This window comes from Agrobacterium sp. K11, from assembly GCF_059429395.1.
The window spans coordinates 255,586-278,211 of the sequence record NZ_JCAHRB010000002.1 but is presented as its reverse complement, the minus strand read 5'-3'; the positions used below and the strand labels follow the sequence as shown (position 1 = coordinate 278,211).

Below are 22,626 nucleotides of genomic sequence, written 5' to 3'. Positions count from 1 at the left end.
AATGCTCAGGCTCGCGTCTGTAACCGCACGCCAATCGCGGGATGAGTTTCGCTGTTCTGCGTGGCTTTCGCCGGAAGGCACAGTTTTCCGGCGGCGAAATACAGCAGGAACGAACCGATCTGGAATGGGAAGATGATATCGATCTCCACGAAGGAGCGGACGACGAACAGCGCGCAGATGGCAAAGAGAATGACGCCCTGCGGATCGCGCTGGCGCATCAGGACCGAGCGCAGATGGCCGAGCAGCGTTCCGTAAAGCACCATGCCGAGCAGAACCATGCCGACGATGCCATTCTCCACCACCGTCTCGATATAGGTGTTGTGAAAATGGAAGCCGCTGCGTCCGGTAATGAAGAAGTCGTTCCACAGGCGCTCGGCATCGGCAAAACCCACCACCCAGAACCCCTGGTAACCAACGCCGAGGATCGGTGTCTGCTTTGCCGCTTCGATGCCCTGCTGCCAGAGATAGGTGCGTCCTGTCAGTGTCGAATCCTTGCCGAAAAGGCCGAGAATGGCATCAAGCAAGCCGAACTGCAGGGACGCGACCACCAGCAATATGCCAATACCGCCGAGTGCGAAAAAGGTCATCTTGCGGTTGGCGGGTGAAAGCATGCCAATCGGGATGAAACCGATGATGAGGGCGACCACCGCCGCCGTGGTAATGGTGGATGTGGCCGATTGCGAAGCAATTAGGCTATAGGCCGATAGGAGCCCGGTGATGCCCGCGATCGGCAGCCAGATACCCCTTTGCTTGAGGATCAGCACGGATGAGACAGCGAAAATGACGCCGAGCGAGGCGTAAAAGCCAAGCTGGTTCTTCGATGAGAAAGCCCCGACAAAACTGTAGGTTCCATCAAGCGCATCGAAAAGGTGGACACCGAACAGCAGCGAATAGAGCAGAATGACGGTGATGCCGATCAACGCCCCACGCGTCAGCGTGCGGATGGACACCACCCGCATGGCGATAAGTGCACAGACGATATGCGTCATATACTGGATGGAAGCGCGCATTGTGACCGATGCTGCCTCCGACCAGAAGCTCGACAGCACGGTCAGGATGCCGAAGGCGAATATCCACAGATAGCGCGGATAGTTACCCAGCACGCGCCGGTAATTGACCACTACAAGGGGCAGCCACATGCCATAATAGGCCAGAATCGAGATTTGCCCGAAACGCGACGAATAGGCGAAAACGAAGAATGACAGCGCAATCGCCGCCATTCCGTAGACCTCATTGCGTTCGGGATCGATCAGTGCCGATTTGGCGATCCGCATGAAAACCTCACTGCATCAGGATTTCGGACGAGACCTTGATGACGTCGCCTGGCTGAAGCATGGCGTTTTCATCCACCTTCACTTCCTTCGGCTTGCCGTTTTCCTCACGCACCACGACGTAGCTGATTGTCGCGGATTTTCCCGACGGATCGAAACGGATCGCCTCAGCCGATTGTGCGAGCGCCTCCGACATCAATTCCCGGCTTGTACCCAGTTGCAGATTGAGCTTGTCGAGTTCCGCTTCCGTGTCCTGCAATTCCTTGGAGCGCTGTGCCACCCAGTCATTGCGCAGGTTGATTTCATCCTGGGTCGCCTTGTTGATATCCTGCTTGGCACGCAATGACTGCGTGTCGATATCAAGCAGTGCGGCTTCCACCTCCGCTGCACGTTCTTCCGCGGAAATACGCCGTTGCGATAGTGCAAGGCCCTGCTCGTTCAGCCGGTTGACGCGGTCTCGGTCCTCATTGGCAAGCTCGAGCTGACGGTTTTGCGTTTCCGATTTCTTTTTCAGCGATTCGACTTCGCTTTCCAGAAGCGCATGCAGATCCGTCAGTGCCTTGAGCTGCAAAGTGTAACGCTCGGTGCGCGATTTCATCAGCGCACTTTCGCTGGCGAGAAGCGCGTCGATCTCGGCAATCTTTTCCATCTCCGGCGTCTTGGCGATGACCGTGTCACCCTTGACCTCGGCGATCAACCGCGCCTGACGGGCAAGCAGCCTTGCGCGCTGGTTGTCGTAAACGGCTGCGTCGCCGCGGGCATTTATGAAGTCGCGGGCAAAACGCTGCCCGGCATCGGAGCGCCGCAACCCGCCGGCAAGGCTTACGGCCTTCAACACCGTGAGATTGGCAGCATAGGGATATTCGCCTGGCGTCTGTACATCTCCGCTGAGGAAGATCGGCCGGAACTGGGCAATTTCGACAGAAGCCGACGGCAGGTTGCGAAGGGCGAACTTGCTCTGAAGCTGGGCTCCAATCGCCTCACCGACCTCTGCGGACGTCTTCCCCGCCACATCCAGCTGGCCGATGAAGGGCAGCGACAGCGCGCCGGATGGGCCGACGGAATAATCGCCGTTGATGACATCCCAGTTGCGGATGCTGCCATCGGCCGGCTGCCATTCGGCAACGCGGATGCGCAGCTTGTCGGCGGTGCCAAGCTTGTATTGAGCGCCTTCCGCAGCCATTGCGGAAAGCGGCGCTCCAAATGCGACGGATGCGACAAGCAGAAGGGCGGAGAAAGTGCGTCCGGCGGTTCTTTTTGCAAGCGGACGGCTAGCGACGGCAATAGGACCGTTCATCGGGAAACTCCCTGTTTGCGGATCGCCGCGCGGGCGATCAGGCGATAGAGCAGCCGGACGGTGCCGGCTGCACAGCGCCGCAAAAAAGCGGCCATTATGATTTGCACCAATGACGCACCCAAAGACCGGACTTGGGATCCCGGTCAGGGTGCGTGGCAAAACAAAGATCGATAAAGCCAAACTCAATATCGGTTTTCAGTAGCTTCCGCGTGAAAGGCACACGGCGGGAATGGTCTTGACGATGATGAAGACGTCCTGTCGCATCGACCAGTTCTGCACATATTGCGTGTCGAAAGCCACGCGGGTCTTGTAGCTTACGTCATTGCGGCCGCTGATCTGCCAAAGGCCGGTCAGGCCCGGACGGGTGCTGAGGTAATAGGCGGCATCGCTTTCGTAGTAGCTCAGCTCCTCGTCGACGACGGGGCGCGGGCCAACGACGCTCATTTCGCCGCGGATGATGTTGAGAAGCTGCGGCAGCTCATCAAGGCTGAGCTTTCGCAGCACGGCACCAACTGCGGTTACGCGCGGATCATTCTTGAGTTTGCGGGTCGCACGCCATTCCTCGGCAGCCTCCGGATTGGCGGCAAGATATTGCCGCAACATTTCATCACCGTTCATCGCCATCGTCCTGAATTTCAGGCAATGGAAATAGCGGCCATTATGTCCCACACGCCGGTGCCCATAAAAGATCGGGCCGGGATCGGACAATTTCACCAGTGCGGCGATCAACAGAAAAATCGGGCTGAAGATGAGCAGCGCAAGCAGGGCCGATGTCATATCGAAGCTGCGTTTTGCGATGCCCCCGATAGGGAAACTGACATCGAAGTCTTCGGAACTGCTGAGTGTCTGTTCAGCCGATTGGGTCGCGGACTTCATAGAGAGAACTCCATTTATGTTTTGCGATTGGTCGGTGCCCGGAGGCGTGTCTTTCCGTCTAAAAGAGATAACAAGTCTGTGTTCTGAATTTGATGCTAATGGATTTTTTGTAAGGCACATTGCCCCTGACCGTCTATGCGATTTCTTGCGAGAGCGGCCGATCAACGTCAGGGCAATATTAACGGTTGCATAAAAAAGCAACAAATGTGCCGGCGGCCATGTGTTGAGAGCATGGGTGCCGCTCCCGCATGTATTGCGTTTTCGACAACAGATAGTCTTTTCTTATATGTTTCTTGTGACTTAATCAGGTGAGACAGGAACGCCAAGAACAGCCATGCGTCAGGAAGAATATTAAATTTTTTTGCAGCGCAGCAAGATTGTGGCAATGCATATAAAATTTGACATATTAACCGGGATTTTTTTGCCGGCACGCCAACTTCGCCAAGAAAAAGCGATGGAAAAATTGCAAAAGCGGCGCAAAAGCGGCAAAATAATGGCAGGAACCCGTATCAAAGTTCGGTCGGCTCGTAGAAAATCTCTCCGGCTGGACCATATTATCTCCGGCTGCAACGGTCCGACCACCATTCCGGCGTGACTTTACGCGAAAGCCATAGAATCAGAAGGTGGGTGGTGTGCAGGCGCTGATGACCTCGCACGGCACTGGACCAACGCAACGGAAGCGGTGCGGCCTGCGGCTTTCGAAATAATAGGCATCCCCCGGACCGAGAACCCGCCGCTCCTCGTCGACCGTCACCTCCAGACGCCCGGAGAGGATGATACCACCCTCTTCTCCATCGTGGACCAGTGGCACCTTGCCGGTATCGGCACCCGGCTGGTAACATTCCTTCAAGATTTGCAGGCTGCGGCCGAAAACATTTTCGCCCACCTGCCGGAAGGATATCGGTCCTTTGCCGATTTCGACAAGTTCATCCGCGCGGTAAAATGCCTTGCGGCTGGTCTCCGGCTCGTAGGCGAAAAATTCGGCAAGGCCGATCGGTATACCGTCGAGAATGCGCTTCAGCGCGCCGACGGACGGGTTGGAGGTGTTGGATTCGATCAAGGAAATCGTCGAATTGGTAACGCCAGCACGTCTTGCCAGTTCACGCTGGGAAATATTGTGACGCAGCCGCAAATGGCGCAAACGCCCGCCTATATCCACCGACATGCGTGATCCCCCGTTGCCGTTGTTCGAAATATCGAAAACTACCTTTCCCGCCTATAACATTTTCAATGGCTTGGCCACAGCGAGAAAAGGGCTTGTTCAGCCCGGAAAATAGCTTTCAATCACCGGCACCGAACAGGAGAACCGTTATGGACAACCCCAACCGATCCAACTCCACCTCACTCGACAGCTACTGGATGCCATTTACCGCCAACCGGCAGTTCAAGGCCAATCCCCGCCTGCTGACGAGCGCGGAGGGCATGTATTACACCAGCAATGACGGTCGTCAGGTTCTCGACGGTACAGCTGGCCTGTGGTGCGTCAATGTCGGCCATGGCCGCCACCAGATTGCATCCGCCGTCAAACACCAGCTTTCGACCATGGATTATGCGCCCTCGTTTCAGATGGGCCATCCCGTCGCCTTCGAATTCGCCGAGCGGCTGGCGGAAATCGCGCCTGGCCCGGAAGGCGCGAAGCTCGACCGCGTGTTCTACACCGGCTCGGGTTCTGAATCAGTCGATACGGCGCTGAAGATTGCGATCGCCTATCAGCGCGCCATCGGTCAGGGCACCCGCAGCCGTCTGATCGGCCGTGAGCGCGGTTATCACGGCGTCGGTTTCGGCGGCATCTCCGTTGGCGGCCTTGTCAACAACCGCCGTGTTTTTCCGCAAATCCCGGCCGACCACCTGCGTCATACCCACGATTTGGCGAAAAACAGCTTCGTAAAGGGCCAGCCCGAGCATGGTGCCGAACTGGCAGACGATCTGGAACGGCTGGTTGCTCTGCATGGGGCCGAAACAATCGCGGCCTGTATCGTTGAACCGGTTGCCGGCTCCACCGGCGTGCTGGTGCCGCCGAAGGGTTATCTGGAGCGCCTGCGGGCCATCTGCGACAAGCACGGCATTCTGTTGATCTTCGATGAGGTTATCACCGGTTTCGGCCGTATGGGCTCGTCCTTTGCCAGCAACTACTTCGGCGTGACGCCTGACATCGTTACCACCGCCAAGGGGCTGACCAACGGCGCAATCCCGATGGGTGCGGTTTTTACCAGCCGCAAGGTGCACGATGCGTTGATGCATGGGCCTGACAACCAGATAGAGCTGTTCCACGGCTATACCTATTCCGGACATCCGGTTGCCTGCGCCGCCGGCATCGCCACGCTCAACATCTACCGCGACGAAGGGCTCTTTACCCGCGCGGCAGAAATGCAGGATGTCTGGCACGACGCCATCCATTCGCTGAAGGGCCTGCCCAATGTCATCGACATCCGCACCATCGGCTTCATCGCCGGCATCGAGCTGCAATCGCGTGATGGAGCTATCGGCGCACGCGCCTATGACGTTTTCGTGGATTGCTTCGAGCGCGGTCTGCTCATTCGCGTCACGGGCGATATCATTGCCCTTTCGCCGCCGCTTATCGCCGAAAAATCCCATTTCGACGATATCGTCTCGATCTTGGGCGACGCGCTGAAAAGAGCGGATTAAAAGTATAAATCTCTAATAAATAAAAGGCTGCAATTTCTATTGCAGCCTTTTTTTGCATTTATCAAGACCGCAACAAAAATAGATCATTTCTTAAGCATATTCTATTAATTTCCCGTAGTATAACCAACCGAGCGGGAATGGCCTCATGGCGTCGATTCAGAAAAAAATTATATTTGCAAGCATTGCAATCTTTTCCATCACCGGAAGCGCGGCGGGGGTCGGTATCTGGGCGACGAATACGCTCAATCGCAATAGTACGGATGTATCGCGGTCCGCCGAGATACTTCACAATCATATGCGTGCCGACATGATGCACGATGCGCTGCGCTCAGACGTGCTGGCAGCCATTCTTTCCACGAATGATACGATGGGCCTGTCGTTCGACGCGGTAAAGGCCGACCTTGCCGAACATGAAGCCACTTTCCTTGAAGCATTGAAGCTAAACAAGGCGCTTACCGAAGGTACGAACGCCAAAGCCGTTATTGAGAGCGTTGAAAAACCGCTTCAGTCCTATCTTGAAAGCGCCAAAACGGTGGTTGGCCTCGTCAACGCCGATCCGGGCGCGGCGACAAAAATGATTCCGGACTTCATGCGCCAGTTCACCACTCTCGAAACCGCGATGGAAACGGCGAGCGAACAGATCGACGCGCTTTCCGAAGCAACTGTCGCGGAAAGCCAGGAGACGAAGGCGGTAATCGAGCTCGTATTAGAAGGGCTGCTGGTTCTGGCGACACTCTTCTGCGTAGGCCTCTTTATCCTCACCCGCAAAACGGTAACGGGTCCAATCCTGCGCCTGTCGAAGACGATGGAAATCCTTGCCAGCGGCGACACGTCACAACCTCCTTCCGGCATGGACCGGAAGGATGAGATCGGCTCCATGTCCGGCGCGGTCGAAATATTCCGGCAGGCGGCGATTGCCAATCGGGCGCTCGAAGAACAGGCCGCAGCAGCCAGACTGCAGGCAGAAGCCGATCAGGCGGCGGCGCGACAGCAAGCGGAGGACGATGCGTCAGAGCGGCTGCGCATCGCCACTTCCGGTCTTGCGACAGGACTGAAGCGGCTGGCATCGGGCGATCTGGCCTTTCAGCTCGATCAGGCCTTTGCCCCTCAATTCGAGGCCTTGCGTCACGATTTCAACAGCTCAGTGCGTCAACTCGGCGAAACGCTGTTCGCCATTTCCGATGGCATCAGCACCATTGACGGCAGCAGCCGGGAAATCGCCGCAGGTGCCGGCGATCTTTCCCGCCGCACGGAAAATCAGGCAGCGTCTCTGGAACAGACAGCAGCAGCTCTCGATGAAATCACGGTCAATGTTTCAAACGCCAACAAGCGTGCCGCCGAAGCGCGGCTCGCCGCCACCGATGCCAACCACAGCGCACTGAAATCTGTGGAGGTTGTCAGCCATGCCGAAGAGGCGATGCGCCGCATCGAAACCTCGTCCCGGCAGATCACCGGCATCGTCGGCGCCATAGACGAGATCGCCTTCCAGACAAATCTTCTGGCGTTGAATGCAGGCGTGGAAGCCGCGCGTGCCGGTGAAGCCGGCAAGGGATTTGCGGTAGTGGCGCAGGAAGTTCGCGATCTCGCCCAGCGCGCAGCAAAGGCCGCAAGCGAAATCCGCGATCATATCCGGCAATCCTCGACGGAAGTGGAAAGCGGCGTGAAACTGGTTCTCGACACCGGCACGGCGCTGAAGGAGATCGGCGAGCGTATCGCCGGCATCGATCGCCATATGAACGCCATCGCCACATCGGCGACCGAACAATCGACCGGTCTTGCCGAAATCAACGCGGCGGTAAACTCCATGGATCACGCCACCCAGCAAAATGCTGCCATGGTGGAACAATCCACCGCGGCTTCTGCAATGCTCGCCGCCGAAACGGCAAAGCTGCGCTCGCTTGTATCGCGGTTCCGTCTGGAAATGGAAAGTGCCGGTAGCCGCGACGTTACCCGTCGCGTGGCCTGAGGTCGCTGCCGCAGATCGCGCCGGCAGCAGCATTATCGAAGCGCTGTAATTGCGCCTTCATTCATTAGCCATTTCCAGCCGCCCACTCAGGCGGCTGGAAATTTCGTCTATCAATAGGTCTGCATTGGTTGCGACAGGCCGTCGCCGACCACGCCGCCGCCATACTGCGCCACGGGCACGCCCGCCTGCCCGATAGGAACACCCTGCTGTGCCGGCCCGAGCGCCGTCACCACAATCGGCGTACCATCAGGCACACGGTTATAGAGGTCGACAATATCCTGGTTCAGCAGACGCACGCAGCCGGAGGAAACCGACTTGCCGATCGTCCACCATTCCGGCGAGCCGTGCAGACGGTAGATCGTGTCCTTGCCGTCCTTGAAGATATAAAGTGCACGCGCACCGAGCGGGTTCTTGAGGCCTGGCTCCATGCCGCCATTGCGGCCGCTATAGGGTTCCAGCTCAGGCTGGCGGGCAATCATCTCGTCGGGCGGCGTCCAGCGCGGCCATTGACGCTTGTACTGGATAACGCCGCGTCCGGCCCATTCGAAGCCCGCGCGGCCGAGACCGACGCCATAACGCATGGCCTGGTTGTTCTCGTAGGTGAGATAAAGGAAATGGTTGGCGGTATCGACCACAATGATACCGGGACGCTCACCGGTGGGGTTTTCCACCATTTGCCGCAGGAACTGGCGCGGGATCCGCTTGTAGGGAATTTCCGGCAACGGAAACTGCTCGTCGGGCTTCGGACCGTACATCAAGGCATACATCGGGTCGTCGGCCGGGGCTGTTGGCCGCGTGGCCTCACGCGAGGTGGTGTTACAGCCTGCAAGGCCGGCCAGCGCCAATCCGCCCGCTCCAAGCAGGAAACCTCGCCGGGTCGTTGTCGTGTCGTTCAATTGAAAAACCTCATCTGCGTCATCTTGCGCTGGCAAAGGGATCTGCCAGCGCCGCCTCGGGGCGGCTTATAGGGTACTTCGTGCCGGAGACCTGCGATGCCATGGCCTTTGCGCCACTGGATTTCAGGATGGCACGGAAGCTTGGGTGCATGCCGCCGTCTACATACGCGCTGACCGGGGCAGAAGTTCCCTCGTTCATCGCGGCGGCAAATTTCTGTTGCTCTTCGGCCATTTTCGACGCCACCAAGGGGTCCGGCTGGTTTATCGCAGGTGGGCAGGCCGCCAGCGGATCGGCAGGCTCACCGCCGGCAAATTCGCTGTTAAAAACGTATCGCCGGCCACAAACGGAAACCTTTGGCTGGCGGCGCGTCACCTCGAAATAGTCATAGCCTTCCTTGAGCGTCTTCCAGAAGGGCATATTGGGATCGTCCCGATTCGCCACCATGTTTCGGGCGCTCATGCGGAAGGGATAGGCCTGAACCTGAAAGCGGTCCTGCCCGCCCTGCAGCGCGCGCGCCACGACCGCATAAATCTCGCCGACCTGTTGATCGGTCATCGCGTAACAGCCCGACGAAGAACAGGCGCCATGCACCATCAACGCTTCGCCGGTGTAACCAAGCGCCGATTCCAGCCGGTTGGGATAGCCGAGATTGAAGGAGACGTAATATTGCGAATTGGGGTTCAGCATGCCTGCGGAGACATGATAAAACCCTTCCGGCGCCTGCCGGTCGCCCGTCTTCGTCTTCGGGCCAAGTTTTCCGGACCAGCGGCACATGGGATAGGTCTTGAGCAGCGCATAATTACCGGTCTTGTCGATCTTCCAGACCTCAAGCTCGCTTTCCTGCTTGAAAATGCGAACGAGAACCGGGCTTTCCGGGCGCATGCTCTTGGCAGACATCTGCGCCATCATCTTGGATGACAGCTTCGGCGGGTCCTTTTTGACGCTGTCGAGACCCATGGAGGTGCACGCGGCGAGACCGCTGCCGATCGCGACGACCGCAGCTATTCTCATTCCCGCTTTTACCCTGCGCCGCAGCCCCGCACTTGCGAAGTTCAGCAATGCATTCATACCCATGGATCGTTCTGCCCGCCCGATTTGCCCGCCTTTGTGGCAGAGGCTTAACTAGCGAAGGTGGCCATATGGCGGCAACCTCCCGCAAGGACAAAGTCTCGTGAACAGACGTTACCCATTCGTTAATCATACGCACACAAGCCTGTGATGGAACTGCCGTTACCGAAGAAGCCCCTGCCCGCCATCGATCCATACCGGCGTTCCGGTGATATGGCGCGACTGGTCAGATGCCAGAAAACCGATCAATGCAGCAACATCCTCGCTCGTCCCTGCAACCCCGCCGGTGACCGGAATGTCACCCGCCGGGAAACGGACTGGCACTTCGGTCCTGTCGCGCCCGCGTATGTCGGTATTTTCGTCAATCGCCGTTTCAATTTCGCCCGGACACACCGCGTTGACACGGATGCGATGACGCCCGAGCTCCAGCGCCAGTTGCTGGGCCATGGCAAGCTGCCCGGCCTTCGTCACCGAATAGGCGGTAGCGCCCGGCGAGTTGAAAGTGCGTGTGCCGTTGATGGAAGAGACGATGATGATGGAGCCGCCACCTGCCGCCTTCAGATGCGGCACACTGGCATGGATAGTTAGATAGGTGCCGCGCAGGTTGATGCGGATCGTATCGTCCCACTCCGAAGGCGTCAGCTCGTCAATCGGCGCCCAGACGCCGTTGACGCCCGCATTGGCCACTACGACATCCAGACGGCCGAAAGCATCGGCAAGCTCTGCGACGGAGTGTCGCATAGCTGCCTCTTCCGCCACATCGGCGACGAGGACCTTAGAAGCGCCAGATAAGGCGGAAATCTCATTTTCCACTGCCTGCAATTCAGATTCGGTACGGCCGAGAAGGCCTACGGAAAAGCCTTTCGCAGCCAGATGAAGGGCAGCAGCCCGGCCGATGCCGGAGCCAGCGCCGGTGACGAGGGCGACTTTACCATTGGCCAAGGTCACAGCCCTCCTTTTCTCGACGCGATCGAGGTGACCGTTGCCGAGACGGGGTCGCTCGCCGGAAAACTGTCTTCCAGCCCCTCTTCCAGTTCCTCTTCAAGAATGTCACGATCCTTCGATGTGCGGGCGCTCGCCTGACCGTGCGGGGCTTCATCCTGCGCCGTGCCGAGAGCGGAAAACTGCGACGGCGCATCGGCGCCTTGACGCGTTCCGAATGCCGTCAGCTGAACCATCACCGCGCTCGCGCGTTTGATGGCCTCCGCATCGTCGATGCCATCAAGACCGTCGGCAAGGCGGACCGAGACCTGATCGCCGTCGCTGCCGACAAATTCCACGGAAATCACTCCGTTATCCCGTTTTACATAGGTCGTAGAAAGTTGCATGACATGCCCTCCGATTTGAAAAAGCATCGGCGTAACCCGATGCGACAACACACTGAAACCTGAATTCACAACGATGGCAGAGCAGAAGGGGTTCCAGATGGATCAGGCCTTGGGCCCGGAAATGCAGGAGCGCTTCTTTCAGCGCGATCCCGTTGACGTTGCCCGCGCCCTCATCGGCGTGGAATTCCGCGTTGGCAATACCGGCGGCATCATCGTGGAAACCGAAGCCTATCATCCTGATGATCCGGCATCCCATAGTTTCAATGGGCAGACCCCGCGCACCAAGGCGATGTTCGGCCCGGCCGGCCATCTCTATGTCTACCGCTCCTACGGCATTCACTGGTGCGCAAACTTCGTATGCGCTCCGGGCTCCGCCGTGCTTCTGCGCGCCATCGAACCCCTCACCGGCATAGACATGATGAAACTGCGGCGAGGAACTGACAAACTGAAACTGTTATGTTCCGGCCCCGGCAGGCTTTGTCAGGCCTTGGCCATTACCGGAGAAATGGACGGAGCAGCGCTGGACCGCCCGCCGTTTTTCCTCCGCCTGCCAAAGGAGGCCGCTGCCGTTACCAGCGGCAGACGCATCGGCATAAGCCGCGCGCAGGATTATCCGTGGCGGTTCGGACTTGAAGGCTCGGCCTTCCTCAGCAGGAAATTCGAACAAGCCTGAAACCTACAATACCTTGGGCGGTCCGTCGTTTTCATCTGGATTGGGGTTTGGCGCCTCGTCCGGCAGCCTTTCGGGCTCCGGCTCTTTGACCGGCGGTATATCCGGCTGTGGCGGCACCGGCATTGGCGGGTCTGGATAGGGTTCAACGGGAAGAGTTGGCATTGCAGCTCCTGGATATAAGCGCTTCGTCCAATGCGGAATCGAAATGCGCTTTCATCTGCTGGGACGACGCGAGCGCGCGGCCCCTCCTCAGGCGGCGCAACACCCAATTCGCCCATCGGTCAAATGCCGGTCAGGTCCCTTCGGTTTCATTGCGCCGCCCTGCGGATTGTACAGGGCAAACGCAGGAAAACGCCGGTCAGTTCCGTTTTTTTGGGAAGCTTTTGCGAGTGGTCAGGCGAAACCCAGCGAGCTGCGGGAAATATCGCGGTTTTCGCAATAGTCGCGGGAGTGGGCCTCATGGCCGTGTTCGCGAGCGGTGGAACGGGTCAGTTCCGGGCTGGGTACGTTGAGCAGCGCATCGGCATAGGTACCGGTTGCCTCCACATCATCGATCACAGTCTGTTGTTGCGGCTTTAAAAATTCAAACATCGGTCACCTCCTTCAACACGTCCCCTCAACGCGCTGGCCCAGGTCCTGTTCCAAAAGGCCTGTGCAGCTTCGATTATACACGAGATGACGCTGCCGTATAGGCGATGAAAGACGAACGGCAATCAATTGACGTTCACAAAATGGAATGGAATCAGTGAGCTATGGCGACGAGCTCAGGCTGGACCGACCGATTCCCGCAAGATCAGTTCGACCGGCCACAATTCCTGAACCTCGCGGACGGGACGGCCGCCAACGATCTGCAGAAGCAGGTCTGTAACCCGCATGCCAGCCATGCGCATGGGCGAGCGGGTGGTGGAAAGCGGCGGCATCATGCTTTCCGGAGTGAGGTAAGGAAACACGTCGTCATGGGCGATGACGGACACGTCCTTGCCGATCACCAGTCCCAGCTGGGTTGCCGCGCGATAGACGCCCTGCGCCGTCATCATCGCACCGGCGACGAAGGCGGTCGGGCGCGGCGTCTGCTCCAGCAGCGAGCGGGCGAAACGGAAGGCGGCATCTTCGCTGAAATGCTCGCTCATCATGAGGCGCGGATCAGGCGTGATGCCATGGGTCGCGAGCGCATCACGAAAACCCTGTTCGCGGTCCTGCACGAATGTACGGCCTGTCGGGCCGTTTATCATCGCGATGCGACGGTGGCCACGTTCCAGAAAATGGATTGTCGGACGATACGTCACATCATGATTGTCGATATCGAGCCAGGCGTGCTCGAACGCCGTCTTCGAGCGGCCATGCACGATGAAAGGCACGCCCAGCCGATTGAGCAGCGCGATGCGCTCGTCCTCCGGACGCGGCGAATGCACGATTATGCCATCCACCCGTCCGCTCGACGCCAGCCGGCTGAAAATCGCGAGCTCTTCCTCAATGTTATTGTCGACGGTGACGCTGACGAGAATGTCGGTCTCTTCGCCTTCCAGCCGCGTCGCCATGCCGCCCATGAATTCCGAAAAGAAATGCCCGCCGCCCGAACGGCCCATCACGACACCGATGGCGCCAGCCCTGCCTGTTGCCAGCCTGACCGCGTTGACATTGGGCCGGTAGCCGTATTTCAGCGCAGCATCCATCACCCGCTGGCGCGTTTCTTCACGCACCTCGGGATAGCCGCCAAGCGCACGGCTGACGGTTGTGGGCGACAGCCCGACCTTTTCTGCGAATTCCTTGAGCTTCATGTTTTCTGCCAATTTGCTCCTGCATGCGTCGCCGCCGCAGATTTTTCAAGCGGACAAAAATTGAAATCGCTTTCAATTTATCCCCACCTGAAACCTTACAGTTCGCCGTTTCGAAAGGCAAACCCTCCGTGGCAACACCCGAAGATGCCCAATTTCCACGCCATAAGAAAGAGTATTGACAGATTTGTCGGCTTTTGCGAACTTCACACCAGTCAAAAGCGCTTTCAATTTTGAGGATGATTGGAAGCGTCAACGGAGGAGTTTGACAATGAATATTTCCATGAAGACTTTGTTGCTGTGTGGCAGCGTGCTGTCTGCGGCAGTTTCCGCGCAGGCGGCCGAACTTTCCATCGCCGCCAACTCGACCGGCAAGAACATTGCATTTTTCAAGGAGCGGATCGCCGCCTTCGAAAAAGAGACCGGCCACAAGGTCAATCTTGTCACCATGCCGTCATCGTCCAGTGAGCAGTTCAGCCAGTACAGGCTATGGCTTGCCGCGGGCAACAAGGATGTCGACGTCTATCAGACGGACGTGATCTGGGCGCCGCAGCTCTCCGACCAATTCGTGGATCTGACCGAAGCGACGAAGGATGTCATTGGCGATCATTTCCCCTCCATCGTGGCGTCACAGACCGTGGACGGCAAGCTTGTCGCCATGCCGATGTTCACCGATGCACCCGCTCTGTTCTACCGCAAGGACCTTCTGGAAAAATACGGCAAGCAGCCGCCGAAAACCTGGAAGGAACTGGACGAGACCGCCAAGGAAATTCAGGACAAGGAACGCGAAGGCGGGCAGAAGGACCTCTGGGGCTTCGTCTTCCAGGGCAGCGCCTATGAAGGTCTGACCTGCAACGCGCTGGAATGGATTGCATCAGCCGGTGGCGGTCATATCGTTGAGACCAACGGCGACATCTCCATCAACAACGAGAAAGCCGCAGCCGCGATCGAAGCCGCCAAGGGCTGGGTCGGCACCATCGCGCCGCAGGGCGTGCTTGCCTACAAGGAAGAGGAAGCACGTGGCGTCTGGCAGACCGGCAATTCCGTCTTCATGCGCAACTGGCCCTATGCCTATGCGCTTGGAAACGGTGCCGACAGTGCCATCAAGGGCAAATTCGGCGTCACGCCGTTGCCGGCCGGTGAAGAGGGTGCGGCACCCGCCTCAACGCTCGGCGGCTGGAACCTCGCCGTTTCGAAATATTCCGACGATCAAGAAGCTGCCATCCAACTTGTGAAGTTCCTCGCATCAAAGGATACCCAGAAGATGCGTGCGATCCAGCTTTCCAACATGCCCACGATCGCCTCGCTTTACGACGACAAGGATGTCGCGGACGCACAGCCTTTCATGCCGACATGGAAGCCGATTTTCCAGACCGCCGTTCCACGCCCCTCTGCCTCGGCGAAGGTGAAATACAACGAGGTTTCGGCCAAATTCTGGGGTGCCGTGCACAACACGCTCTCCGGCAACGGCACGGCGGCGGAAAACCTTGAGCTCCTTGAAGTCGAACTGACCGATCTCAAAGGCAACGGCTGGTAATCCGGCCCGTGTGGGAAGCGGTCTCGCCTGAGCGTTTCCCACACCCCAACTGCGAGATATCCCCATGAACGATACCGCCCTTCAAAGACCGGTCGCGGCATCCGGCACCGGCTCCGACCTTCAGTCGGAACGCCTGAAATCCGCATGGCTGTTCCTTGCCCCCACGTTTCTGGTACTAGCGCTGGTGGCCGGCTGGCCGCTGGTGCGCACCGTCTGGTTCAGCCTCACCGACGCGTCGCTGACCAATCTCGACGGCGCACAATTCGTTGGCTTCAAGAACTACCTCACCTGGATCACGCTCAGCAGCGGCCGCACCATCTATCGCGGCCTGTTGGCTGATCCCGCCTGGTGGGGCGCGGTTCTGAACACGCTGAAATTCACCATCCTTTCGGTCAGCTTCGAAACCGTTCTCGGCCTTATCGTTGCGCTGGTGCTGAACGCGGAATTCAAGGGACGCGGCCTGGTGCGCGCCGCCATCCTCGTTCCATGGGCCATTCCCACCATCGTTTCGGCGCAGATGTGGGCGTGGATGCTGAACGACCAGTTCGGTATCTTGAACGACCTGTTCCTCAATCTCGGGCTGATCTCCCACAAGATCGCATGGACCGCCAATCCGGACACCGCAATGGTCGCCGTTCTCATTGTCGATATCTGGAAGACGACGCCCTTCATGGCGTTGCTCATTCTCGCCGGCCTGCAAATGGTGCCGAAGGACATGTATGAGGCGGCGAAGGTGGACGGTATCCACCCCGTCAAGGTGTTCTTCCGCGTCACCCTGCCCATGATCCGGCCAGCGCTCATGGTTGCCGTCATCTTCCGTATGCTGGATGCGATGCGCGTCTTTGACCTCATCTACATTCTGACGCCGAATAACGCCCAGACCCGCACGATGTCGGTGCTGGCGCGTGAGAACCTGTTCGATTTCGACAAGTTCGCCTATGGCGCAGCCGCTTCCACCATGCTGTTCCTCATCATCGCCTCGATAACAGTCGTTTATATGTGGCTCGGGCGCGTCAACACAGATGGAGCTTCGCGATGACCCTGCCAAGCATCCTGAAAACCACCGCCTTTTATGCGCTGGTCGCCGTCATCATGGTGATTTCGGTATTCCCGTTCTATTACGCGATACTGACCAGCCTGAAATCCGGCTCAGCGCTGTTCCAGGTGAACTACTGGCCGCGTGAATTCTCGCTGACCAATTACAACTTCGTCATCGGCAACGGCACGTTCCTGCGCAATCTCGGCAATTCGCTGTTCGTTGCATCTTCAGTCGTCGTACTGTCGCTGTTCCTTGCGGTAACGGCGTCCTATGCCCTGGCCCGTGTCCGTTTCCGGGGCCGCTCGCTGCTTCTGCTCACCATCCTCTCGGTCTCGATGTTTCCACAGATCGCCGTTCTCGCCGGCCTGTTCGAACTCATCCGCTGGGCTGGCATCTTCAACACGCCGCTCGCGCTGATCTTTTCCTACATGATCTTCACTCTGCCCTTCACTGTCTGGGTGCTGACGACATTCATGCGCGACCTGCCGATCGAAATCGAGGAAGCGGCAATCGTCGATGGCGCAACGCCATGGGTCATCATCACCCAGGTCTTCATGCCGCTGATGTGGCCGGCGCTCGTCACCACAGGGCTCCTCGCCTTCATTGCGGCGTGGAACGAGTTCCTCTTCGCGCTCACCTTCACCTCATCGAACGAACAGCGCACGGTGCCCGTCGCCATCGCACTTCTTTCGGGCGGTTCGCAGTTTGAAATCCCCTGGGGAACGATCATGGCGGCCTCCGTCATCGTCACCGCCCCGCTCGTCGTCCTCGTTCTTATCTTCCAGCGACGCATCATTTCCGGCCTCACCGCCGGCGGCGTCAAAGGCTAGGAGAAAACTTATGACCACCATTCAACTGCGCAATCTTCGCAAATCCTTCGGCGCCTTCGATGTCATCAAGGGCATCGACATGGACATCCGCTCCGGCGAGTTCATGGTTTTCGTCGGCCCTTCCGGTTGCGGCAAGTCCACGCTGCTACGCCTCATCTGCGGGCTCGAGGAAATCACTGGCGGCACGCTCTCCTTTGACGGAGAAGCCGTCAACCGCCTGCCACCCGCCAAGCGTGGCGTCGCCATGGTCTTCCAGTCCTATGCGCTTTATCCGCATATGACCGTATTCGAAAACATGGCCTTCGGCATGAAACTCTCAGGCGCCGACAAGGAGCAGCGCCGCAAGCGTGTAGAGGCGGCAGCGGAAATGCTGCAGCTCACGCCCTATCTGGAACGTCTGCCGAAGCAGCTTTCCGGCGGCCAGCGCCAGCGTGTCGCCATCGGCCGTGCCATCGTGCGTGATCCGAAGGTGTTCCTGTTCGACGAACCGCTCTCCAACCTCGATGCGGCGCTGCGCGTCGCAACCCGTCTCGAAATCGCCAAGCTGCACCGGGAGATGCATGACACGACGATGATCTACGTCACCCATGATCAGGTGGAAGCCATGACGCTCGCCGACCGCATCTGCGTTCTGCGCGATGGCCGCGTCGAACAGATCGGCACGCCGCTCGAGCTTTACGAAAGCCCGGTCAACACCTTCGTTGCCGGCTTCATCGGCTCGCCGAAGATGAACTTCCTTGCCGGCAAATATGCGGAAGTCGAAGGTGCCGCGACCATCGGCATCCGCCCCGAACACCTTGCGATCGGTGCCGGTGAGACCGGCTGGAACGGCGAAATCATCCATTCGGAAATGCTGGGATCGGACAGCTACATCTATGTCGAGATTGGTGCTGGCGAACCCATCGTCGTTCGTGAGGAAGGCGTGACCGACCGCAAGCCGGGAGAAAAAATCGTTCTCGTGCCGGATGCGGCGCAGATCCACCGCTTCGACGCGCAGGGCCAGGCCCTTGCGCGCAATCCCGTGCGCGGCGCCGCCTGAACAATTAACTTTCGCCGGATCACCCAAGCTTCCGGCTTTCACCAAGGAGCAAGAAAATGACCATCAACACCGTTGTATGGGGCGAAAATATCCACGAACACATCAACGAGACGGTGCGTTCGATCTACCCTGATGGTATGCACAACACCATTGCCGATGCGCTGAATACCAACCCTGAGATCAGCGCCACCACCGCCACGCTTCAGGAACCGGAACACGGCCTTTCGCAGGAGCGTCTGGACAAGACCGACGTTCTGGTCTGGTGGGGCCACAAGGACCACGGTGCGGTTCAGGATGAGATCGTCGAGCGCGTTGCCAAGCGTGTCTGGGAAGGCATGGGCCTCATCGTCCTGCATTCCGGCCACTTCTCCAAGCCTTTCAAGCGACTGATGGGTACGCCCTGCGCGCTTAAATGGCGTGAGGCGGGCGAACGCGAACGCCTGTGGACGATCAATCCGCGCCACCCGATTGCAGCCGGCCTGCCCGAGCATTTCGAGCTGGAAAACGAAGAGATGTATGGCGAGCAGTTCTCCGTGCCGGAGCCGCTGGAAACCGTGTTCATCTCCTGGTTCCAGGGCGGCGAAGTCTTCCGATCTGGCCTCACCTGGCGCCGTGGCGCAGGCAACATCTTCTATTTCCGCCCCGGTCACGAGACTTATCCGACCTATCACGACGCCAATGTACAGAAGGTCATCAGCAATTCGGTGAAATGGGCCTATAATCCGGTCGGCGCGCTGAAAAGCATTCATGACGCCCCCAACGTTCCCGTCGACAAGGCGCTGGAGCCTATCGAAGAACGCGGCCCCAAGCTGCACAAGGCAGGCGAAGCAGGTTACAGGTAAACAGCCATGAGACTTCTCATTCTCGGAACCGGCGGCATGGCTAACAACCATGCCACATATTTTTCGCAAATCCCCGGCGTCGAACTGGTGGCTGCGGTGGATGTGGATGATGTGGTTGTGCGGGGCTTTGCGCTTCGCCACAACATTCCACTCTCCTTTACCTCGCTGGATGACGCGATTGCCTGGGGCGAGTTCGACGCGGCGGCAAACGTCACGCCGGATGCCATCCACCACCCGACCAGCCTCAAGCTTCTGGCGGCGGGCAAACATGTTTTCTGCGAAAAGCCGCTGGCGGAAAACTACGCCAAGGCCGCCGAAATGGCCGATGCCGCAGAAAAAGCGGGCCTTGTTGCCATGGTCAACCTCACCTATCGCAATGTCGCCCCCTTGCAGGCGGCACGCGAAATGGTGCTGGCTGGCAAGATCGGCAAGGTGCGCCATCTGGAAGCCTCCTATCTCCAGAGCTGGCTCGTTTCCAAGGCCTGGGGCGACTGGATGACGGAGAGCAAGTGGCTGTGGCGGCTTTCCACCAAGCACGGCTCAAACGGTGTTCTGGGTGATGTCGGCATCCACATTCTCGACTTCGCCTCCTATGGCGCGGGCAGCGATGTGGAGCGGATCTTCACGCGCCTGAAGACCTTCGACAAATATGAAGGCAACAAGATCGGCGCCTACGATCTCGACGCCAATGACAGCTTCACCATGACCGCCGAGTTAGAAAACGGCGCCATGGGCGTCATTCACGCCAGCCGCTGGGCAACGGGCCATCTCAACGAACTGCGCCTGCGCATCCACGGCGACAAGGGTGCGCTGGAGGTGATTCACACGCCTGACTATTCCAGCCTGCGGGCCTGCATCGGCGACGATGTGGAAAAGGCGATCTGGAAGACAATCGATGTCGACCCGGTGCCGACGAATTACGAAAAATTCGCCAAGGCCGTCATGGAAGGTGGCATTGCTGATCCGGACTTCCGCCACGCGGCGAATTTGCAGAAGGTGCTTGATCTCTCGATCATCGCCGACCGCGAACGGCGGGAGCTGGCCGTCTCGGCTTGAATTGCAAGGGCGCGGCGGCGTAAGCCGCCGCTTCCAATACTGCAGCGTGTACTATTATCTCCCGTCACCCCGAATCTAGCGCTGTATGACGGAGGTACTACCTCAAATGCCTCGCCTATTCCCCCACAAGAGCACATGCAGCTGCGGCAGCACCCGGGCGGAAAACCAACGGTCTTCGCTGACCTTGTCCACCAGCCACAACATGCGATCCATGATCCCATCGATATCCACACGCGCGTTGTCGTCATCAGGCGGCGGCGGGGTGTGGTTGCCGGGCTGGAGGTAAATCGGCAAATGCGGGAAACGGGCCGATGCAGCCTTGGCATAAGCATAGTCCGCATCGTCAAACACCACGATCTTCAGCGCCACCTGCGGTCCATCGCCGGCGGCGGCAAGACAGTCTTCAAAGGCCTGCCAGTCGGTTTCCATGCCGCTCGATGGTGGCTTCGGGCTCAGCACCAGATGATCGAGATCGCCAAACCAGTCTTTTGCGATGCTGCCCTGCGTTTCCAGCGCGAACCTATAGCCCTCGCCCTGCCCCTTCGCGATTAGTTGCCCAAGGGGCTGGATGGCGGGATTGCCGCCCGAAAGCGACACCGTCAGCGGCACACCGCCGGAAAGCCGTCGCACCTCCTGCCAGATCGCCTCGACGGACATCGGTTTCCATGTGTCGCGATACTCGCTGTCGACGGCATGCAGCGTATCGCACCAGGAGCAGCGGTAATCGCAGCCGCCAGTGCGAACGAAAACGGTAGGCAGACCAATCAGCAAACCCTCGCCCTGAATGGTCGGGCCGAAGATTTCGCTGATGCGGATCGCTGTTTCCTTCGCTGCAACTTTCTGTGCAGCCGCCGTCATGGCCGGTATTCCGCCCAGGTCTTGGCGGTTTCGCTCACTCGCACGGCGCTGGTTTCCGGCAGGCTCGTCTTGCACCAATCGTAAAAGTGCTTCGCCAGACATTCTGCTGTCACCCGGTCATGGCCGAGAACGTCGTTCAGGTGGCGATGATCGAAATGATCGTCGATGTAGCGCTTCAGCGGCGCGAGTTCGTGGTAATCACGCACGAAACCGTGCTCGTTCAGCTCCTCGCCTGATAGTTCGACCTCAACGATGTAATTATGCCCGTGCAGGCGGGCGCACTGATGGTCGGCGGGCAGGCTTTTCAGCTGGTGAGAGGCGGAGAAATGGAACTCCTTGGTGATGCGAAACATCAACGCACCTCCTGTGCCGCATAAGCATGGGTGGCCGCCACCCAGAAATCCGGGTCCTCATAGTCCGTAGGATCGGTAACACCTGCCAGATGGAAGGCCTCGCGCCGCTCCACGCAGGTGCCGCAACGGCCACAATGGCGAGAGCCGCCCTTGTAACAGGACCAGGTTTCGCCAAATGGGGTGCCGTATTTCACCGCGTCAGTCACAATCGCCGCTTTGGAGACGGTGACATAGGGCGCAAACAAGGTAACGTCTGCGTAGCCTTCCAGCGCATGCGCCTGCATGGCATTAAAGCTGTCGATGAAGCCCGGCCGGCAATCGGGATAGATGAAATGGTCGCCGCCATGCACGGCGATCGCCACCGCATCCGCCTGCTGGGCGGCGGCAAGGCCGAAGGCGATGGTCAGCATGATGGCGTTGCGGTTCGGCACCACCGTGGAGCGCATGGTCTCTTCCGCATAATGTCCGTCCGGCACTTCGATATCGTCCGTCAGCGCGGAACCGGTGAGGTGCGCGCCTATGGTTGTGATGTCGATGACATGATGCGGCACGCCGAGACGTTTTGCGCAGTCGGCTGCGAAATCCAGCTCCTTCTTGTGGCGCTGGCCGTAATCGAAGGAGACAAGAGCGAGAAGTTCATGTTCCGCCGCGATTTTGTGCGCAAGCGAAACGGAGTCCAATCCGCCGGAGCAGATGACGATGGTTTTCATACGTTGGGATCCCTTGTTTTGACCGGGTGGGCTGCGACCGGATTACGGGGGCGGCTTTAAACCAAAGCGAAGCGATTGTGAAGGGCTTTGCGGAAATAGCGGAAATTCCGCGCAATCCACGAAATTGCCCCGCCGCAGCAACAAGACGAAACAATCGCGACATAAGCGGGAAACCGGCTTGATCTAGAACGGATTGAACGTTGCAGTTCTTGAAGGATGTTGCCGATGGCGGCCGATTCTATGTTCCTCTTTTCGCTAAGCGATCTCAGCTCCATCGGCTCTGGCATTTTGATGGCGTTGGCAGGCACGCTTTATGTCACCCTTACCATTCGTGGGCTGATGGCTACCGTGCGTCATGGATAAGGCACTCGGCAACAGACGCCCAGGGCTCAGGCGCAATCTTGCAGTCTTACTTTTCGTGGCCTCCGCGACGCTCGTCGCCACGATAGGGATCGCCCCGTTCGTTTTCCTGATCTGGATGGTCACGACCGTCGCACGCTGGCTTGGTTTTTTCATTGGCTTTTGAGACACGAAGCCCGCCATGATGCGGCGGAGCGGAAGGAGC

Annotated in this window: 25 protein-coding genes; 11 read left to right on the top strand and 14 right to left on the bottom strand. The window is 58.6% G+C overall.

From position 1 onward, the window contains the following. Positions 1-5: 5 nt before the first annotated feature. From AC5SEO_RS02965 to AC5SEO_RS02955, 3 genes are all read right to left on the bottom strand, one after another. On the bottom strand, positions 6-1,274 hold the full coding sequence (locus AC5SEO_RS02965; protein ID WP_003510903.1) for an O-antigen ligase family protein: 1,269 nt from the start codon (positions 1,272-1,274) through the stop codon (positions 6-8). Positions 1,275-1,281: 7 nt separating this feature from the next. Then, the gene (locus tag AC5SEO_RS02960) at positions 1,282-2,568 is read right to left on the bottom strand and encodes a polysaccharide biosynthesis/export family protein (protein WP_013761580.1); all 1,287 of its coding nucleotides are present in this window, start codon (positions 2,566-2,568) and stop codon (positions 1,282-1,284) included. Between the two features lie 195 nt (positions 2,569-2,763). Beyond that, complete coding sequence (locus AC5SEO_RS02955) at positions 2,764-3,444, bottom strand: sugar transferase (protein WP_003510909.1); 681 nt, start codon at positions 3,442-3,444, stop codon at positions 2,764-2,766. 385 nt (positions 3,445-3,829) lie between these two features. Between AC5SEO_RS02955 and AC5SEO_RS02950 the strand changes: the two genes are divergently transcribed. Then, positions 3,830-4,039: a hypothetical protein gene (locus tag AC5SEO_RS02950; protein WP_141680512.1), complete on the top strand. Its 210-nt coding sequence runs from the start codon at positions 3,830-3,832 to the stop codon at positions 4,037-4,039. Between the two features lie 21 nt (positions 4,040-4,060). Here AC5SEO_RS02950 and AC5SEO_RS02945 read toward each other — a convergent pair whose 3' ends face one another. Next, on the bottom strand, positions 4,061-4,609 hold the full coding sequence (locus AC5SEO_RS02945; RefSeq protein WP_003510910.1) for a cupin domain-containing protein: 549 nt from the start codon (positions 4,607-4,609) through the stop codon (positions 4,061-4,063). A gap of 146 nt (positions 4,610-4,755) precedes the next feature. Between AC5SEO_RS02945 and aptA the strand changes: the two genes are divergently transcribed. Next, entirely contained in the window at positions 4,756-6,090 is a 1,335-nt protein-coding gene (gene aptA, locus AC5SEO_RS02940) for an omega-aminotransferase AptA (protein ID WP_003510911.1), read from the top strand. A 145-nt stretch (positions 6,091-6,235) separates the two neighbouring features. Next, positions 6,236-8,056 (top strand): methyl-accepting chemotaxis protein, encoded by a 1,821-nt coding sequence (locus tag AC5SEO_RS02935; protein WP_003510912.1) that lies wholly within the window; start codon positions 6,236-6,238, stop codon positions 8,054-8,056. A 110-nt stretch (positions 8,057-8,166) separates the two neighbouring features. On the opposite strand, the gene AC5SEO_RS02930 is transcribed toward AC5SEO_RS02935, so the two are convergent. From AC5SEO_RS02930 to AC5SEO_RS02915, 4 genes are all read right to left on the bottom strand, one after another. Beyond that, positions 8,167-8,952, bottom strand: a complete 786-nt coding sequence (locus AC5SEO_RS02930) for a L,D-transpeptidase (RefSeq protein ID WP_013761583.1) — start codon at positions 8,950-8,952, stop codon at positions 8,167-8,169. Positions 8,953-8,971: 19 nt separating this feature from the next. Further along, positions 8,972-10,027 (bottom strand): L,D-transpeptidase family protein, encoded by a 1,056-nt coding sequence (locus tag AC5SEO_RS02925; RefSeq protein WP_013761584.1) that lies wholly within the window; start codon positions 10,025-10,027, stop codon positions 8,972-8,974. 156 nt (positions 10,028-10,183) lie between these two features. Continuing rightward, positions 10,184-10,969 (bottom strand): SDR family oxidoreductase, encoded by a 786-nt coding sequence (locus AC5SEO_RS02920; protein ID WP_025595662.1) that lies wholly within the window; start codon positions 10,967-10,969, stop codon positions 10,184-10,186. Beyond that, the gene (locus AC5SEO_RS02915; RefSeq protein WP_025595660.1) at positions 10,966-11,349 is read right to left on the bottom strand and encodes a hypothetical protein; all 384 of its coding nucleotides are present in this window, start codon (positions 11,347-11,349) and stop codon (positions 10,966-10,968) included. The genes AC5SEO_RS02920 and AC5SEO_RS02915 overlap by 4 nt, the downstream gene beginning before the upstream one ends. A gap of 97 nt (positions 11,350-11,446) precedes the next feature. Here AC5SEO_RS02915 and AC5SEO_RS02910 point away from each other — a divergent pair, with 97 nt between their 5' ends. Next, positions 11,447-12,022 carry a DNA-3-methyladenine glycosylase gene (locus AC5SEO_RS02910; protein ID WP_013761587.1) on the top strand — a complete coding sequence of 192 codons (576 nt, stop codon included), beginning with the start codon at positions 11,447-11,449 and terminating at the stop codon, positions 12,020-12,022. A gap of 3 nt (positions 12,023-12,025) precedes the next feature. Here AC5SEO_RS02910 and AC5SEO_RS02905 read toward each other — a convergent pair whose 3' ends face one another. From AC5SEO_RS02905 to AC5SEO_RS02895, 3 genes are all read right to left on the bottom strand, one after another. Then, a complete protein-coding gene (locus tag AC5SEO_RS02905) occupies positions 12,026-12,184 on the bottom strand; it encodes a hypothetical protein (RefSeq protein ID WP_013761588.1) in 159 nt (52 codons plus the stop codon). A gap of 231 nt (positions 12,185-12,415) precedes the next feature. Then, positions 12,416-12,613 carry a hypothetical protein gene (locus AC5SEO_RS02900; protein ID WP_003510923.1) on the bottom strand — a complete coding sequence of 66 codons (198 nt, stop codon included), beginning with the start codon at positions 12,611-12,613 and terminating at the stop codon, positions 12,416-12,418. A 173-nt stretch (positions 12,614-12,786) separates the two neighbouring features. Further along, positions 12,787-13,800, bottom strand: a complete 1,014-nt coding sequence (locus tag AC5SEO_RS02895; protein WP_035200558.1) for a substrate-binding domain-containing protein — start codon at positions 13,798-13,800, stop codon at positions 12,787-12,789. Positions 13,801-14,068: 268 nt separating this feature from the next. On the opposite strand from AC5SEO_RS02895, the gene AC5SEO_RS02890 reads away from it, so the two are divergent. The 6 genes from AC5SEO_RS02890 (at position 14,069) to AC5SEO_RS02865 (ending at position 20,140) form a co-directional block, all read left to right on the top strand. After that, a complete protein-coding gene (locus AC5SEO_RS02890) occupies positions 14,069-15,334 on the top strand; it encodes an ABC transporter substrate-binding protein (protein WP_495363717.1) in 1,266 nt (421 codons plus the stop codon). A 64-nt stretch (positions 15,335-15,398) separates the two neighbouring features. Beyond that, positions 15,399-16,373, top strand: coding sequence for a carbohydrate ABC transporter permease (locus AC5SEO_RS02885; RefSeq protein WP_013761591.1), 975 nt, complete (start codon positions 15,399-15,401; stop codon positions 16,371-16,373). Further along, positions 16,370-17,203 (top strand): carbohydrate ABC transporter permease, encoded by an 834-nt coding sequence (locus AC5SEO_RS02880; protein ID WP_003510927.1) that lies wholly within the window; start codon positions 16,370-16,372, stop codon positions 17,201-17,203. Before AC5SEO_RS02885 ends, AC5SEO_RS02880 begins: the two co-directional genes overlap by 4 nt. A gap of 10 nt (positions 17,204-17,213) precedes the next feature. Continuing rightward, a complete protein-coding gene (locus tag AC5SEO_RS02875; protein ID WP_013761592.1) occupies positions 17,214-18,242 on the top strand; it encodes an ABC transporter ATP-binding protein in 1,029 nt (342 codons plus the stop codon). 56 nt (positions 18,243-18,298) lie between these two features. Continuing rightward, on the top strand, positions 18,299-19,084 hold the full coding sequence (locus AC5SEO_RS02870; protein ID WP_003510932.1) for a ThuA domain-containing protein: 786 nt from the start codon (positions 18,299-18,301) through the stop codon (positions 19,082-19,084). Positions 19,085-19,090: 6 nt separating this feature from the next. Further along, positions 19,091-20,140, top strand: a complete 1,050-nt coding sequence (locus AC5SEO_RS02865) for a Gfo/Idh/MocA family protein (RefSeq protein ID WP_003510934.1) — start codon at positions 19,091-19,093, stop codon at positions 20,138-20,140. Positions 20,141-20,242: 102 nt separating this feature from the next. On the opposite strand, the gene queE is transcribed toward AC5SEO_RS02865, so the two are convergent. From queE to queC, 3 genes are read right to left on the bottom strand one after another with little or no spacing between them, the layout of a single operon-like run. Continuing rightward, positions 20,243-20,998, bottom strand: a complete 756-nt coding sequence (gene queE, locus AC5SEO_RS02860; RefSeq protein ID WP_174068828.1) for a 7-carboxy-7-deazaguanine synthase QueE — start codon at positions 20,996-20,998, stop codon at positions 20,243-20,245. Continuing rightward, positions 20,995-21,351: a 6-carboxytetrahydropterin synthase QueD gene (gene queD, locus AC5SEO_RS02855; protein WP_003510937.1), complete on the bottom strand. Its 357-nt coding sequence runs from the start codon at positions 21,349-21,351 to the stop codon at positions 20,995-20,997. The genes queE and queD overlap by 4 nt, the downstream gene beginning before the upstream one ends. Continuing rightward, positions 21,351-22,061, bottom strand: a complete 711-nt coding sequence (gene queC, locus AC5SEO_RS02850; protein WP_035199463.1) for a 7-cyano-7-deazaguanine synthase QueC — start codon at positions 22,059-22,061, stop codon at positions 21,351-21,353. The genes queD and queC overlap by 1 nt, the downstream gene beginning before the upstream one ends. A gap of 225 nt (positions 22,062-22,286) precedes the next feature. Here queC and AC5SEO_RS02845 point away from each other — a divergent pair, with 225 nt between their 5' ends. Continuing rightward, positions 22,287-22,424 (top strand): hypothetical protein, encoded by a 138-nt coding sequence (locus AC5SEO_RS02845; RefSeq protein WP_013761595.1) that lies wholly within the window; start codon positions 22,287-22,289, stop codon positions 22,422-22,424. The last annotated feature ends 202 nt before the right edge of the window (positions 22,425-22,626 follow it).